This window comes from Paenibacillus sp. P4_A7 (assembly GCF_056402455.1).
The window spans coordinates 12,606-27,883 of the sequence record NZ_JBFUHJ010000046.1 but is presented as its reverse complement, the minus strand read 5'-3'; the positions used below and the strand labels follow the sequence as shown (position 1 = coordinate 27,883).

14 protein-coding genes and 1 tRNA gene are annotated in these 15,278 nt (G+C 44.3%); 12 read left to right on the top strand and 3 right to left on the bottom strand.

The genetic code is table 11. The features are described from left to right. Window positions 1-1,650 (bottom strand): asparagine synthase (glutamine-hydrolyzing) (asnB, locus tag AC1DWN_RS09510; RefSeq protein WP_477558657.1); only part of this gene is annotated, 1,650 nt, incomplete at its 3' end. Window positions 1,651-1,804: 154 nt separating this feature from the next. On the opposite strand from asnB, the gene AC1DWN_RS09505 reads away from it, so the two are divergent. After that, window positions 1,805-1,942: a hypothetical protein gene (locus tag AC1DWN_RS09505; RefSeq protein ID WP_477558656.1), complete on the top strand. Its 138-nt coding sequence runs from the start codon at window positions 1,805-1,807 to the stop codon at window positions 1,940-1,942. Between the two features lie 47 nt (window positions 1,943-1,989). After that, window positions 1,990-2,598 carry a P-loop nucleotide/nucleoside kinase family protein gene (locus AC1DWN_RS09500; RefSeq protein ID WP_477558655.1) on the top strand — a complete coding sequence of 203 codons (609 nt, stop codon included), beginning with the start codon at window positions 1,990-1,992 and terminating at the stop codon, window positions 2,596-2,598. A gap of 211 nt (window positions 2,599-2,809) precedes the next feature. Here AC1DWN_RS09500 and AC1DWN_RS09495 read toward each other — a convergent pair whose 3' ends face one another. Then, entirely contained in the window at window positions 2,810-3,157 is a 348-nt protein-coding gene (locus AC1DWN_RS09495) for a hypothetical protein (protein WP_477558654.1), read from the bottom strand. Window positions 3,158-3,498: 341 nt separating this feature from the next. On the opposite strand from AC1DWN_RS09495, the gene AC1DWN_RS09490 reads away from it, so the two are divergent. Together AC1DWN_RS09490 and AC1DWN_RS09485 are read left to right on the top strand one after the other, a co-directional pair. Then, window positions 3,499-3,693 carry a hypothetical protein gene (locus AC1DWN_RS09490; protein ID WP_477558653.1) on the top strand — a complete coding sequence of 65 codons (195 nt, stop codon included), beginning with the start codon at window positions 3,499-3,501 and terminating at the stop codon, window positions 3,691-3,693. Window positions 3,694-3,834: 141 nt separating this feature from the next. Further along, entirely contained in the window at window positions 3,835-4,074 is a 240-nt protein-coding gene (locus AC1DWN_RS09485; RefSeq protein ID WP_477558652.1) for a YolD-like family protein, read from the top strand. A gap of 218 nt (window positions 4,075-4,292) precedes the next feature. Here the strand turns inward: AC1DWN_RS09485 and AC1DWN_RS09480 are convergent. Further along, a tRNA-Arg gene (locus tag AC1DWN_RS09480) sits at window positions 4,293-4,369 on the bottom strand. Between the two features lie 233 nt (window positions 4,370-4,602). Between AC1DWN_RS09480 and AC1DWN_RS09475 the strand changes: the two genes are divergently transcribed. From AC1DWN_RS09475 to yihA, 8 genes are all read left to right on the top strand, one after another. Next, window positions 4,603-5,514: a hypothetical protein gene (locus AC1DWN_RS09475; protein WP_477558651.1), complete on the top strand. Its 912-nt coding sequence runs from the start codon at window positions 4,603-4,605 to the stop codon at window positions 5,512-5,514. Window positions 5,515-5,602: 88 nt separating this feature from the next. Further along, the gene (gene tig, locus AC1DWN_RS09470; protein WP_477558650.1) at window positions 5,603-6,892 is read left to right on the top strand and encodes a trigger factor; all 1,290 of its coding nucleotides are present in this window, start codon (window positions 5,603-5,605) and stop codon (window positions 6,890-6,892) included. A 233-nt stretch (window positions 6,893-7,125) separates the two neighbouring features. Further along, the gene (gene clpP, locus AC1DWN_RS09465) at window positions 7,126-7,719 is read left to right on the top strand and encodes an ATP-dependent Clp endopeptidase proteolytic subunit ClpP (RefSeq protein WP_477558649.1); all 594 of its coding nucleotides are present in this window, start codon (window positions 7,126-7,128) and stop codon (window positions 7,717-7,719) included. 16 nt (window positions 7,720-7,735) lie between these two features. Further along, window positions 7,736-8,992: an ATP-dependent protease ATP-binding subunit ClpX gene (gene clpX, locus AC1DWN_RS09460; RefSeq protein ID WP_477558648.1), complete on the top strand. Its 1,257-nt coding sequence runs from the start codon at window positions 7,736-7,738 to the stop codon at window positions 8,990-8,992. A 93-nt stretch (window positions 8,993-9,085) separates the two neighbouring features. Next, on the top strand, window positions 9,086-10,195 hold the full coding sequence (ispG, locus tag AC1DWN_RS09455; RefSeq protein ID WP_477558647.1) for a flavodoxin-dependent (E)-4-hydroxy-3-methylbut-2-enyl-diphosphate synthase: 1,110 nt from the start codon (window positions 9,086-9,088) through the stop codon (window positions 10,193-10,195). A gap of 361 nt (window positions 10,196-10,556) precedes the next feature. Continuing rightward, window positions 10,557-12,260: an ATP-dependent protease LonB gene (gene lonB, locus AC1DWN_RS09450; protein WP_477558646.1), complete on the top strand. Its 1,704-nt coding sequence runs from the start codon at window positions 10,557-10,559 to the stop codon at window positions 12,258-12,260. Between the two features lie 37 nt (window positions 12,261-12,297). Beyond that, window positions 12,298-14,634 (top strand): endopeptidase La, encoded by a 2,337-nt coding sequence (lon, locus tag AC1DWN_RS09445; RefSeq protein WP_477558645.1) that lies wholly within the window; start codon window positions 12,298-12,300, stop codon window positions 14,632-14,634. 29 nt (window positions 14,635-14,663) lie between these two features. Further along, on the top strand, window positions 14,664-15,251 hold the full coding sequence (yihA, locus tag AC1DWN_RS09440; RefSeq protein ID WP_477558644.1) for a ribosome biogenesis GTP-binding protein YihA/YsxC: 588 nt from the start codon (window positions 14,664-14,666) through the stop codon (window positions 15,249-15,251). Window positions 15,252-15,278: the final 27 nt, after the last annotated feature.

Here is a 15,278-nt window from a genome sequence, read left to right as displayed (position 1 = left end):
CAGCAAGGTTTTGACCGCGATTAAATAGTTCGGATTATGTGTTTTCGGATAAGGACTTTTTTTACGAGTCAGAACGTCATCAGGCAGAACGCCGCGTAGTGCTTTACGCAAAATCCCCTTTTCTCGATCACCCGACGCTTTTATTTCCCACGGGATGTTCCACACATAATCAACAAGTCGGTGGTCGCAAAATGGGACTCGTACTTCCAAGCCCGCAGCCATGCTCATGCGATCCTTGCGATCAAGCAATGTAGGCATGAAGCGGGTAATGTTCAAATAAGACATTTGGCGCATTTTACGGAGCTGCTCATTCTCTCCATCTAAATGAGGAACCTCCGCTATCGCCTGCGCATATCGATCACCAATATAATCGAGCGGCTTTATCCATTCGACTACGTCTGGAGCCAGTAGATCGGCGCGCATCGCCGATGCTAAAGACCATGGGAAAGTGTTTGCATTAAGCGCATCTTCGCGATGGAACCATGGATAGCCTCCGAAAATTTCATCGGCCGCTTCACCAGATATGGCGACGGTCGCGTCTTTTTTGATTTCATGGCAGAATAGCAGCAGTGACGCATCAACGTCGGCCATGCCAGGGAGGTCGCGAGCATAGGTTGCAGCGCTCAATGCGCCTACAAGCTCTGGTGTATCGAATTGAATGGGATGATGAATCGTTTTTAGATGGGAGGTCATTCTATCGATCCATGGCGCGTCACTGTTCGGTTGAAAAGCATGTGCTTGAAAATGTTTGTCGTTATCCATGTAATCTACCGAATACGTATGGACATTACCTTGCCCATTCTCGTTATAATAGCTGACGGCTAGAGAAGTCAAAGCACTGGAATCGAGTCCTCCTGATAGGAGTGTACATACCGGCACATCCGATACTAGCTGACGTTCTACGGTATCCTTTAGGAGCTCTCGTACATGCTCAGCTGTTTCTTCTGTGTTGTGCGCATGCGGGCTGCTCTCCAACTTCCAGTACGTAATCGTTTTGACGCCTGCATGGGTAACAGACATACATTGACCAGGACGAAGCTCGCTGATTTGTTTGTAAACGCCATGACCAGGAGTGCGGGCAGGCCCTAAAATGAATATTTCAGCCAAGCCTTCCGCTCCGACCTCAGGCTTAACAGACGGATGCGCCAAAATACATTTTTGCTCCGACCCAAATATAAATAGCCCATCCTGCCTGCTGTAAAATAACGGCTTCACACCAAGTCGATCACGCGCTAGAAACAACTCCTGCTCGGCTACATCCCATATCGCAAATGCGAATATACCGTTGAAGCGCTCCAAACATGACTTTCCCCATTCCATATAGGCGACAAGCAGCACTTCCGTATCACAATTCGTAGTGAATGATCTTCCTCTGCCCTCTAGTTCTTTACGAAGCTCTAGCGCGTTATATAGTTCGCCGTTATACACAACGACGTATTTGTCATCGCCGGTATGACGAATCATCGGTTGTGCTCCATTTTCGGGATCTATAACAGATAAACGCCTATGCCCCAAGGCGCAGTGCGCTGATATCCACGTGCCGGAAGCATCGGGACCGCGCGGTGCAAGAGTGTCGGTCATCTTCTCTAAGCTTTCACTATGCTTAGTCAGATCACGGGTCCAATCGATCCAGCCGGTAATTCCACACATCGATCTCATTCCTCTCTTTTAACAGCTTTCTCGTAGCGATAATAACAGTTATATGCTGAAAAAAGGGATAAAATGTCTGTCCAAAAGGGGATGCTAGAGACGGCTTGAAAAACGATTCAGCTGCAGTAATGATGGTTACGGGAGGGATATGGCATTGCAAGTTATGGAAGCACATGTACGGCGAGCCGTGAAACAAGGTGAACACCTTTGCGGTGAGGTAGAGGTGACAACGGATGGTCGTGAAGATCATTCGAATTCCAAACCTAATCGTGGGTATATTCTATTAAATTAGTTCGTTTAATGATATAATTCTACAAAAAATAGTGGAGGTTTACCGTTTTGCAAAAGTTGGTTTTTTTTGTAGGAGTAGCAGGGACAGGCAAGACGACCGTAGCAAGAAAGCTGGCAGATCGCATACCAGCTGCATTTCTCGATCGTGATACGATAGGCGGAAGATTCGTAGAAGCAATTTTAGAGATGCAGGGACTCGATAAGAGAGATCGTGATTCTGATTTTTATAAACAAAATTTACGAGACTTAGAATACGATACAGCAAAGGATGTTTGTATCGAAAACCTTGCTGCGCGTCAGAACGTTTTTATGATCTCACCGTTTACTGCCGAGCTCAAGTCAAAACAGTGGATTGAAGAGGTGATTGGTGCAGCGGGCTTGACGAAAGCACAAGTTGACATTAAGGTTATCGTTGTCACACTTCAGGATATGACCTTGCAGAAACAACGCATTGTTGATCGTCAGACGGACCGTGACCAGTGGAAGCTGGATAACTGGGGTGATTTTGAGAAGCGAATCGACTTCGTTCCCCAAATTAATTGGGTTATCCCCGCATCATCTATCTTAGTATTCGACAACTCTGGTGAGCTAACTGTTGAGAAGACTGAGCAGCTCTTTCAATTTGTAAATGATAAACAGCCGACTATGTCGGTTTAGATTTATTGGCTTAGATTTGTCGGACTAGATAATAATCCTCCGTTCCCTTTAAAAGGGGACGGTTTTTTTTATATAGATTATACCGGTGATCTTTGTCATTGGTTTGCTGCTAAAGAATACGCCTAAGGTTGCTACATGAACTCATAAAGCAGACTATAGAGCATGAAAAAAGAGGAAGCCCACTGGCCCATAATGTCGGTGGGCATTGTTCTTAGAAGCATTTGGTGATCAAGGCTTTATAGATCTTTTCATCTATCTCGATAAGACTTTTCTTCCCATCTTTAAACTGTATAGCAACAATATGTACCCCTTTACTCTTAGCCGAAAGTCCTGCAAGTAGTCCTACAGGACCCAATAGAAAACCTCCAACAAGACCTCTTCCAACTGCGCTTACTGCACTCTTTTGGCTTGATTCAGTCATTACTTCGTAATCATCGATAATAGTTTTATCTAATTTAATATGGATAAAAATTCCAGTGGATAGCATGACGATTCCCATTGTTGTGGAAAGTAGTTTACCTTGATAGTCTCCTGCAATGACCTTGTTTTTTGCCCCCATATAATAATCCTCCATAATTTAGTAATAGAATCCAGAATCATTTTACACTAAGAGTCATTATTTGGCGATATATGGAAGAAAAACAGTGACATCACGTGGAAAAGCCCTGACCTAAATTGGTCGGGATATATCAATTCAGCGAATCAATTGATGTATTTTCTACAGTTACGTCGAGTAATGATGACGCTTTTGTTTCAAATGAAAAAGAGCAGACAAATTTCATGAGGTGAACGGATATTCTCGATGTTTCCAAGCGTTTGAAAATTCGAAAAAATAACTAGTATAAGAACGAATGTTTGGTATATAATAAGAACAGGTGTTCTGGATCGAGGAGGGTCATCATGGAAAAATATATAGGCCATACCATCGATATCATTTATATTGATCGCAAAAAACATATATCGTTTCGAAGGGTACAGGTGTATTCAGTACGTGACGGCCGTATTAAAGCATTTTGCTTTGAAACTAAAGCACTTCGTACATTTATAGTTGAGAATATATTATCTACAGACTTAGTAGTTCAGAAAGCTGTTTAACTAGAGATGAGCAGACAAAGAAATTAATGCGCAGCTGGATAGATTAATAAAAGAGAAATGTAACGAGATGCGAGATGGATATGGGTAAGCATTAATAATCAAAGAATTTGGAATTAACAATAAATAAATGGGGGAAATTATATGGCAAAAGGACCTAAACGACCGACAAGAGACGAATATGAATTAGAAGAATTGGGCGAACGACTGGTAGAAGCGAAGGATGAGGCAACGAATCTGCTGCTTACGGTTTGGAATGCTGAGCCAGTGCGCGGCCAGATCGTAGAAATGAATTCTCGTACAAAGCTGGTTCATGTGTCTTGGAAGGGCGATATAATAAAAGTGCCGTTCATGGATATCATGAAGGTGCAGCCAGCCGGATAATTATAATGAAGTGAAGTAAAAGCTTCATAAAAGTTGTGTTTTTTTCTTGTTTTAAAAAACAAATTAGATGGCGACAATAATAGGTGTGAAAAAAATGTGAAAAATAAAAAAGACATCTATTCTCATAATCAGTGGATGCAAAAAAACCTCCGAACCCTGATGAATCAAGAGTTTGGAGGTGTTATGGTAATCACTAAACGTGATTAAAGTTATTGTTATGGCGTCCTGGGAGGGATTCGAACCCCCGACCGACGCCTTAGAAGGGCGTTGCTCTATCCAGCTGAGCTACCAGGACACAAGCAATAATATATCATAGATGATTGTTTTATTGCAAGCTATATTTTAAAAAAAGTTTTGGAATCGGTAAATACTGCTAAACACTACAGGTCTAAAACATCATTTGTTTTTTCTTTTGCATGTACATGGTATAATTGTACGCAAGATTGGACGAATGAACAAACAGCGTAACCATAAGGCGGTGTTACCATTACGACTCCCAATGACCAAGAAGGCGACAACAAGGATAACGTGTATTTGTTCCCCAGTATGTTGGATCAATATCAGATTCAGCTAACTCGTATGCTTGAAGGGGAGCAATATGGGGAGGCCAAGGAGTTACTGCGATTTTTGCTGCAATGCCAAGGTGAAGACAAGCATCATTATGAAGAGTGGGAAAGTCTGTTAACATGGCTCGACATGGCTTTTCCTGGTGAAGGAAGCAGTGAAGAGGGAACAGAGCTTGTCATTGCGAAGCGTGATGAAGAAGAGGATGAAACAACGTTACGTGAGCAATTGTTGAATCCGCCTGAGCAAGATGAGGCTTATATCAATCAAGTGCTTTACATCATGCAAAATCATCCGATGATCGATCAGCAAATATTGGCGCTTGAGCGGGCATCATACATTCAATCAGCCGATATTAACGCAACCATAATCAATTGGTTAGTAACGCAGCAAGTACATCCAGTCGTCCAGTTTAAAGCTTTGCAATGTCTGCGGAAGCGTGGAGCTACTGGATCAATTACTCTAGAGCGGCTAAGTGAGATGGTGGAGCTAGAGCTTGAGATCACACCGCTTTCCATGGATGACTTTCCTCCAGCTGTTAATCGTGTATTAGAGCGGACTGAGCAGGTTGTTGAAGTCGATGATCCAACGTTACCACATTTTTCAAGAGAGCTTTGGAAAGAAAGTTTACAATTTTTATATGGTACTGTAGCTTATCATTGGATACTAAGAGAAGACGAAGGCACGGTAGATTGTTTTGCCGCCGCTTTGCACTTAACGTTGCTGCTTACCGTATACGGCTCAGCTAATGACGATGATATTCGCGATACATATGGTATTACGGAAGGTTTGAGATTCCGTTATGAGCAGGCGTGTAGAGCATTAAGGCAAGTTGCTGTTTTGCAGCAATCTGGGGAAGATGAACCTCAGCCTTGAAAAGCTCGCCCATCTTGTTTATAATAGAATGGTTTATGATACGTGAAAACTAGAGATGCATGCGCATTTTCGGAGGGGAAGGCATAAAATGAAAGCAACTTGGGAAAAAATAGACAAGAACATCGTGTCAATCAACGTGGAGGTAGAAGCAGATCAAGTCTCACAAGCTCTTGATCAAGCTTTTAAGAAAGTAGCACAACAGGTTAACGTACCAGGATTCCGTAAAGGTAAAGTGCCGCGCGGCATTTTCGAATCTCGTTTTGGAATTGAGAGTTTGTACCAGGATGCAATTGACATTCTGTTGCCTGATGCTTATTCCGCAGCAGTAAAAGAACATAATCTTGAGCCGGTTGACCGTCCTGAGATTGATGTTGAGCAATTCGCAAAAGGCGAAACGTTCAAGTTCAAAGCAAAAGTTATCGTTAAGCCTGAAGTTACGCTTGGCGAATACAAAGGCTTGGAGGTTGCAGCTGTTGAGTCCGAGGTTTCGGATGAAGAAGTTACGGCAGAACTCGAGCGTTTGCAACAACGCCACGCTGAGCTTGCAGTAGTAGAAGAAGGCGCAGCTTTTAACGGCGATATTACAGTCATCGATTTTGATGGCTCCGTAGACGGAGTACAGTTTGAAGGTGGACAAAGCGAGCGTTATTCACTTGAGCTCGGTTCAAATTCCTTCATCCCAGGTTTCGAGGAGCAAGTAGTTGGCATGCAAATCGGCGATTTCAAGGACGTTGAAGTAACGTTCCCTGAGAGCTACCATGCAGAAAACCTAGCTGGCAAACAAGCTATTTTCAAAGTGAAATTGCATGAAATTAAACGCAAAAATCTTCCAGCATTGGATGACGAGTTTGCTAAAGACGTTAGTGAGTTTGATACAATTGACGAATATAAGCAAGACTTGGTTAGCAAGCTGAAAGAAAGCAAGAACAAAGAAGCTGATCAAGCTCGTGAAGTAGCAGTTGTTGATAAAGCTACTGCAGCTGCGGAAGTTGAAATTCCTGAAGCAATGGTCGTTACTGAAACTGACTATATGATTAAGGATTTCGAAAACCGTCTTAAAATGCAAGGTATGAACATGGATCTTTACTACCAGTTCTCAGGCCAAAACGAAGCGATGCTTCGTGATCAAATGCGTTCAGATGCAGAAAAACGCGTTCGTAATAACCTTGTGCTTGATGCAATTGCTAAAGCAGAAGGAATTGAAGCAAACGACGAGGACTTGTCTGAAGAGCTTGAGAACCTATCCAAATCATACAACCGTCCTGCTGAAGAGATTCGTGATATCTTCACACAAAACGGCAACATCGTAAACTTGAAAGAAGATATTGCTATTCGCAAAACAATCAAGCTATTGCTTGAAAGCAGCAAAGTCGTTTAAGAAATTATAGGTTTCAACTGAATAAATGGGTTATCCAAGATAAGGCACGTCATTGATACGTGCCTTATTTTGACCCTACATAAGAAATTGTGCTTGTTTTGGAGGTAATCTCCGTACATATCGAACGACAGTCGCCGTATACTGTATTACCCTAGAAAAATGACATCACTACGATGTCGTGTTACAATAATTAAGTAAGTACTCTAAGCCATAAACGAAAAGAGGTTGGTCGCATGAATCTGGTACCGATAGTAGTCGAACAAACAAACCGTGGGGAACGTTCTTACGATATTTACTCTCGTTTGCTGAAGGACCGCATTATCTTCTTAGGGAGCGCAATTGATGATGACGTAGCAAACTCCGTCATTGCACAGCTGCTGTTTCTAGCGGCCGACGATCCAGAGAAAGACATCCATCTGTACATCAACTCACCTGGCGGTTCCGTAACTGCAGGAATGGGTATTTTTGATACGATGCAATATATTAAGCCAGAAGTGTCTACGATTTGTATGGGGATGGCCGCTAGCATGGGCTCACTTCTCTTAACAGCTGGAGCGAAAGGTAAACGTTTTGCACTTCCTAACGCTGAAGTTATGATTCATCAGCCGCTTGGCGGCGTTCGCGGTCAAGCATCTGATATCAAAATTCATGCGGATTGGATTTTGAAAACGAAAGCTAAGCTGAATCAAATATACGTAGATCGTACTGGACAGCCTTATGAAAAAATCGATCGTGATACCGACCGTGACAATTTCATGAGCGCGGAAGAAGCTCTTGCTTACGGTTTGATAGACAAGGTAATAACAGCGCCGGTATCAACGATTTAATCAAAGGGGTGATTACATGTTTAAATTCAACGATGAAAAAGGACAGCTAAAATGTTCGTTCTGCGGTAAATCGCAGGATCAAGTACGTAAATTGGTTGCGGGTCCTGGTGTCTATATATGCGATGAGTGTATCGAATTGTGTACGGAGATCGTCGAGGAAGAGCTAGGCAATGAAGAAGAGCTTGATCTTAAAGACATTCCAAAACCGAAGGATATAAGAGCGATACTTGATTCTTATGTTATCGGTCAGGAGTCTGCGAAGAAATCTCTGTCTGTAGCGGTATATAACCATTACAAACGCATCAATTCAGGCAGCAAAATCGAAGACGTCGAACTGCAGAAGAGTAATATTTTGCTATTAGGACCTACGGGTTCTGGTAAAACATTGCTTGCACAGACGATGGCGAGAATTTTGAATGTGCCTTTTGCAATTGCAGACGCAACTTCGCTTACGGAAGCGGGTTATGTCGGTGAGGATGTTGAAAACATTCTGCTTAAGCTTATTCAAGCGRCTGACTATGATGTTRAGAAAGCGGAGCGCGGCATTATTTATATCGATGAAATTGATAAAGTAGCCCGCAAATCAGAAAATCCATCCATTACGCGTGACGTTTCGGGTGAAGGTGTACAGCAAGCGCTTCTTAAAATTTTGGAAGGCACGGTTGCATCTGTTCCGCCACAAGGTGGACGTAAGCATCCGCACCAAGAGTTTATTCAAATTGATACGACGAACATTTTGTTCATTTGCGGAGGCGCGTTTGACGGTCTTGAGTCCTTGATCAAGCGTCGTATTGGCAAGAAAGTGATTGGTTTTAACTCCACTGGCGAGATGCAGAAGGATTTGAAACCAGGCGAGTATTTAACGATGGTATTACCTGAAGACTTGCTTAAATTCGGACTAATTCCTGAATTTGTAGGACGTCTTCCAGTTATTTCAACGCTTGAGCCTTTGGATGAGCCAGCTTTGGTTCGTATTTTGTCTGAGCCAAAAAATGCGCTTGTTAAGCAATACCAGAAGCTGCTTGAAATGGATAATGTAACGCTTGAATTCGAGCCTGCAGCACTTGATGCCATTGCGAAGGAAGCGATTAAGCGCAATACTGGCGCTCGTGGATTACGTGCAATAATCGAAGGAATCATGCTTGAAGTCATGTATGAAGTACCTTCACGTGATGATATGAGCACTTGTCTCATTACCGAGCAGAATGTAATGGATAAAGTGATGCCAGAAATCACTGCTAAAAAAGGTAAGAAAAAGGAAGAAAGCGCCTAATCAATGTTCATAAACCGTCATTGTTTCCACCCCTCATGCGATTTTGTCGCTAGTCATGGGGTGGACTTTGACGTTCATGGGAGAGATAACCTTATGTACTTACGTCAAGATACGGTAGCAGTTAAAGTCGGTGATCTTACGATTGGCGGCAGCAATGAAGTTATCATTCAAAGCATGTGCACAACAAAGACGGCTGATGTGGAAGCTACTGTTGCGGAAATATTACGTCTTGAGGAGGCTGGCTGCCAAGTTGTTCGGGTTACCGTCAACAATAAGGAAGCGGCTGATGCCATTAAAGAAATTAAGAAACGCATTCATATCCCGCTAGTCGCGGACATTCATTTTGACTATCGTCTAGCGCTGGCTGCCATCGAGAACGGAGTAGATAAGGTGCGGATTAATCCGGGCAATATCGGACGGCGTGAGAAGGTAGAAGCGGTTGTGAAGGCTTGCAAGGAGCGCGGCATTCCGATTCGGATAGGTGTCAATGCTGGATCGCTCGAAAACCATTTGCTGGAGAAGTATGGTTATCCTACTCCTGAAGCAATGGTAGAGAGCGCACTGTTCCATATCGGTATTTTAGAAGAGCTTGATTTCCACGATATTATTGTGTCTCTCAAGGCATCTGATGTACCTATGGCTATTGCTGCTTACTCGATGGCTGCTGAGAAAATCAAGTATCCCCTTCACCTAGGCATTACGGAGGCAGGAACGCTCAACACAGGCACGATTAAGAGCTCTGCTGGTATCGGTGCGCTTCTTGCGCTTGGTATTGGCAATACGGTTCGAATCAGCCTGAGTGCTGACCCGGTCGAAGAGGTCAAAGTAGCGCGTGAATTGCTTAAAACATTTGGACTTATAACTAATGCAGCAACGCTAGTTTCCTGTCCGACATGCGGACGGTTGGATATCGATTTATTTTCTATCGCGAACGAGGTTGAAGAATACATTTCGAAGATTAAAGTGCCGATCAAGGTTTCTGTTCTCGGCTGTGCAGTTAACGGTCCAGGCGAAGCGCGTGAGGCTGATATCGGTATCGCTGGCGCTAGAGGCGAAGGCATGTTGTTCCGTTATGGCGAGATGATTCGTAAAGTGCCGGAAGCAGAGCTTCTGAGTGAGCTGAAGAAAGAAATCGATGAAATCGTTCGAGTGTTTGAAGCGACTGGTGAAATTCCAGGACGCAAGCATCATACACCGGCATAAATCGCAGGGTGCTTCCACGTAATTGGGTATGGAACATACGACACGATATAAGCCATAAGGAAGGATCAGGCGTTACTAGCGCTTGGTCCTTCCTTGTTTAGTATATAAGAATTTATAAGTTTTCACTTATAAATGTGCTTATATATCTCCGCGAAACGAATGCTTTTGCCGAAGAGGACGGCGACAGCCGTTTACGCTTGTATAAACATTGAATGAAAATTAACAGCTTAAACGATTATTCCCACTTCCAAGAGGCAATACTATCCTGTAAGGATGCTTACGACGGTTAGTTTGCAGAAAACGTAAGCTGCGTTGTCATACGGCGGCGTCAGCTATATACGCTTGAGAGGGGCGGAAATGAATGAGTTTGAGTTTTGTTTTAATGTTGATTCAAGTGTTTTTTGCTGTGGTGATTGGTTTGTATTTTTGGAATTTACTGCGTAATCAGAAGACTAACCGCTCTGCTGTCGATCGAGAATCGCGCAAAGAGATGGATAAGCTGCGGAAGCTGCGGAGTATATCACTGACGAAACCGCTATCTGAGAAAACAAGACCACAGGCAATGCAGGACATAGTTGGACAACTTGATGGCCTGCGTGCTTTGAAAGCTGCGCTTTGCAGTGCGAACCCGCAGCATGTGATTATATATGGGCCTCCAGGCGTAGGTAAAACTGCGGCGGCGCGTGTCGTATTGGAGGAAGCCAAAAAGAATCCTACCTCGCCATTTTTACCGGAAGCCAAATTTACAGAAATCGATGCGACAACTGCTCGTTTTGACGAGAGAGGTATTGCAGATCCGCTAATTGGGTCTGTACATGATCCGATCTATCAAGGCGCTGGGGCAATGGGCGTAGCTGGTATACCGCAGCCTAAGCCAGGTGCTGTTACGAAGGCACATGGCGGTATTTTGTTTATTGATGAAATTGGTGAATTGCATCCGGTGCAAATGAATAAATTGTTAAAGGTGCTTGAGGATCGTAAAGTATTTCTTGAGAGCGCCTATTACAATTCAGAGGATGCGAACATTCCGCTGTATATTCATGATATTTTCCAAAACGGATTGCCTGCAGATTTCCGTCTTGTTGGCGCTACAACACGTTCGCCACAGGAAATACCGCCTGCCATTCGCTCGCGCTGCATGGAGGTTTTTTTCCGCCCGTTACTTGCTGATGAGATCGGTTTAATAGCGGAGAATGCTGTAAAAAAAATCGGCTTTTCACCGTGTCCTGAAGCGATAAATGTGGTCAAAAAATATGCAACGAACGGCCGTGAAGCTGTTAATGTGATTCAGCTTGCCGCTGGTGTAGCGCTATCAGAGAAACGCGACAGCATAGCTGCGGGAGACATTGAATGGGTGGTTAACAGCAGCCAAATTCCACCTCGTCCTGATCGTAAAATACCGTCAGCGCCACAGATCGGCTTCGTCAACGGGCTGGCTGTATATGGGCCGAATATGGGAACGCTGCTTGAAATTGAAGTGAGCGCTATACCTGCTGCTTCAGGACGCGGTCAGTTTACGATTACAGGCGTTGTAGAAGAGGAAGAACTAGGCGGTGGCTCACGAACATTGCGCCGTAAAAGCATGGCGAAGGGATCTGTAGAGAACGTCATTACCGTGCTGAGACGTATCGGTCTAAATCCTCAGGACTACGACTTGCATATTAACTTTCCTGGTGGAACTCCGATTGATGGGCCTTCTGCAGGCATAGCGATGGCAACAGCGATTACATCTGCTATCAAAGGCATACCAATCGATAACAAACTCGCAATGACTGGCGAGGTTGGCATTCATGGCAATGTGAAACCTGTTGGTGGTGTACTTGCTAAAGTGGAGGCTGCATTCCAAGCCGGTGCGACACAGGTCATAATTCCAAGAGAGAATTGGCAAGCGATATTTGCAGACCTCGAAGGGCTGCAGGTTATTCCGGTCGAGCGGGTAGAAGAAGTGTTTAAGTATGTGTTTCCAGAAGCGGTTGCGGCCCCAAATCGAGTGGAATCTCCGTTTGGAGCGGATCTATTTATTGCATCGAGCGTTCCATATTTGCAGGCTGATTCAGTAGAGTGATAAAATGAGTTAGATTTTAACATTTGGAGGTGCTGGTGTGGGTCCTAGTAAATCGAAAGGTCGTCGGCTTCCCTTGCTTCCGCTCAGGGGGCTGCTCGTTTATCCCAGCATGGTGCTCCATCTTGATGTGGGTAGGGACAAATCGGTACGCGCATTAGAGCGCTCGATGGTCGAGGATCAAATGATATTGCTTTGTTCGCAGTCTGAAGTGAACATTGAGGAGCCGACTGAGGAAGATATATATAAAGTCGGAACGATTGCAAAGGTTCGGCAAATGCTGAAGCTGCCAAACGGAACGATACGCGTCTTGGTAGAAGGAGTCATTCGTGCTGAAATTGTGGACTATTTACCGAATGATCAGTTTTATGAGGTTACGGTTAAGGAGCTCCCAGAGCTGGAAAGTGACGATCCCGAGGTTGACGCGCTCATGCGTTCTGTCTTGAATMAGTTTGAGCATTATATTTCTTTGTCCAAAAAAGTAACGCCTGAAACGTATGCTGCGGTTTCAGATATTGATGAACCAGGTCGACTTGCCGATGTCATTACGAGTCATCTATCGCTCAAAATCAAGGATAAGCAAGATATACTCGAAACGATTGATGTATCTGAGCGCCTTGAAAAGCTGCTTGATATTTTGAATAACGAGCGTGAGGTTCTTGAGCTAGAACGCAAAATAAACCAACGCGTGAAGAAGCAGATGGAGAAAACGCAGAAGGAATATTATTTGCGTGAGCAAATGAAAGCTATTCAGAAAGAGCTTGGCGAGAAGGAAGGCCGTGCTGGTGAAGTTGAGGAACTGCGAAATCAACTTGTTGAAATAACAGTGCCAGATGCAGTTAAAGAGAAGATCGAGAAAGAGATTGATCGACTCGAGAAGATGCCGTCTACATCAGCGGAAGGCGGCGTCATTCGCAACTACATCGACTGGCTCCTGTCACTTCCTTGGAACAAGCTGACGGATGACGATCTTAGCTTAAGCAAAGCCGAAGCCATCTTGAATGACGATCATTACGGTCTAGAGAAGCCAAAGGAACGGGTCCTCGAATATTTAGCGGTGCAGAAGCTTGTTAAACAGTTGAAGGGACCGATACTCTGTTTAGTTGGCCCTCCAGGCGTTGGTAAGACATCATTAGCACGTTCCATTGCAAAGTCGCTAGGCCGCAAGTTTGTACGCATCTCGCTTGGCGGCGTGCGTGATGAAGCGGAAATTCGAGGTCATCGCCGTACGTATGTAGGCGCAATGCCTGGGCGGATTATACAAGGGATGAAGACTGCCGGGTCGTCAAACCCCGTCTTCTTGCTTGATGAAATTGATAAAATGGCCATGGACTTCCGCGGAGATCCAGCTTCTGCACTGTTAGAGGTGCTTGACCCCGAGCAGAATAATACGTTCAGCGACCATTTTGTTGAAGTGCCATTTGATTTATCGAAGGTTATGTTTGTTACTACAGCGAATGCTATGCATAACATTCCTCGTCCTCTCCTTGACCGGATGGAGGTTCTGTATATCCCTGGCTATACGGAGCTCGAGAAGCAGCAAATTGGTACACGTTATTTGCTGCCAAAACAGAAGAAAGAGCATGGCATCAAGGAAGAGCAGTTAATTATTTCAGAAGAAATTTTACTGCAGCTCATTCGAGATTATACGCGTGAATCAGGCGTGCGCAACCTTGAGCAGCAAATTGCAGCAGTATGTCGCAAGGCAGCGAAGCATTTTGTTGCTAACGAGCAAGCAGAGGCAATTGAGCCATTGGTTATTACGAATGAACTGCTCAAAGAATGGCTTGGACCTGCGAAGTTTCGACATGGTCTTGCCGAGAGTGAGGACCAGATTGGAGCGGTTACTGGTCTCGCGTGGACAGAGGTTGGCGGGGATACACTCGTAATAGAGGTTACAGTTATGCCGGGAAGTGGTAAACTGACGTTAACAGGAAAACTGGGTGATGTCATGAAGGAATCTGCGCAAGCTGCTTTCAGTTATACACGCTCGAAAGCAATTGCACTTGGCATAGATCCAGATTTCCATGAGAAAAACGATATTCATATTCATATTCCGGAAGGAGCCATTCCAAAGGATGGACCATCCGCAGGCATTACAATTGCAACAGCACTTATTTCGGCTCTGACTAATCGGTACGTATCGAAAGAAGTTGCGATGACAGGTGAAATAACTTTGAGAGGCCGCGTGCTTCCGATAGGCGGGCTTAAAGAAAAATCACTTGCAGCTCATCGAGCAGGTATTCGAAAAGTATTACTGCCGAAGGAAAATGAACGGGATTTACGGGATATTCCAGACAGCGTACGCAATGATATGGAATTTATTCCGGTCAGTCATATGGATGAAGTGCTGCAGCATGCGCTGCTTCCGGTTTAAACGGATGAGAGAGCAGGTACATCGATTTTATGAAAATTACACAAGCACAATTCATTATTAGCGCAGTAAAGCCTCACCAATACCCGGAGGACGCTTTGCCAGAGGTTGCTCTGGCAGGGCGTTCGAATGTGGGAAAATCATCATTGATTAATAAATTGATTTTACGCAAAAACTTGGCAAGAACGAGCTCGCAGCCAGGCAAGACACAGCAGCTCAACTATTACCTTATCAATGAAATGGTCTATTTCGTCGATTTTCCGGGTTATGGATATGCAAAGGTTTCTAAGACTCAGCGTGAGCAATTTGGTGAAATGATCGAGCGATATATAAGAGATCGTGAGCCCCTCAAGCTGCAGTTGCTTGTTATCGATATTCGTCATGAGCCGTCCGCACAGGACAAGCTGATGTACAAATGGCTGAAGCACTACGAGATTCCAACTTGCATCGTAGCGACGAAAGCAGATAAAATCCCTAAGTCGAAATGGGACAAGCATATTAAAATGATCAAAACAACAATTGAGGCGGATCCACGAGATTCTCTCGTTTTATTTTCTTCAGAAACTGGGCTTGGCCGCGAGGAACTTTGGGACGTTATTTCGAAAGCGATTGCCACATAAGGTAGCAAGAGCAGTAAGTTGTTATAT

Excerpts from the sequence above, each read along its gene's own strand:
- AC1DWN_RS09495 (WP_477558654.1), bottom strand. The coding sequence starts at position 3,157 with ATGGGGGCAAAAAACAAGGTCATTGCAGGAGACTATCAAGGTAAACTA.
- AC1DWN_RS09490 (WP_477558653.1), top strand. The coding sequence starts at position 3,499 with ATGGAAAAATATATAGGCCATACCATCGATATCATTTATATTGATCGC.
- AC1DWN_RS09485 (WP_477558652.1), top strand. The coding sequence starts at position 3,835 with ATGGCAAAAGGACCTAAACGACCGACAAGAGACGAATATGAATTAGAA.
- tig (WP_477558650.1), top strand. The coding sequence starts at position 5,603 with ATGAAAGCAACTTGGGAAAAAATAGACAAGAACATCGTGTCAATCAAC.
- clpP (WP_477558649.1), top strand. The coding sequence starts at position 7,126 with ATGAATCTGGTACCGATAGTAGTCGAACAAACAAACCGTGGGGAACGT.
- ispG (WP_477558647.1), top strand. The coding sequence starts at position 9,086 with ATGTACTTACGTCAAGATACGGTAGCAGTTAAAGTCGGTGATCTTACG.
- lonB (WP_477558646.1), top strand. The coding sequence starts at position 10,557 with ATGAGTTTGAGTTTTGTTTTAATGTTGATTCAAGTGTTTTTTGCTGTG.
- yihA (WP_477558644.1), top strand. The coding sequence starts at position 14,664 with ATGAAAATTACACAAGCACAATTCATTATTAGCGCAGTAAAGCCTCAC.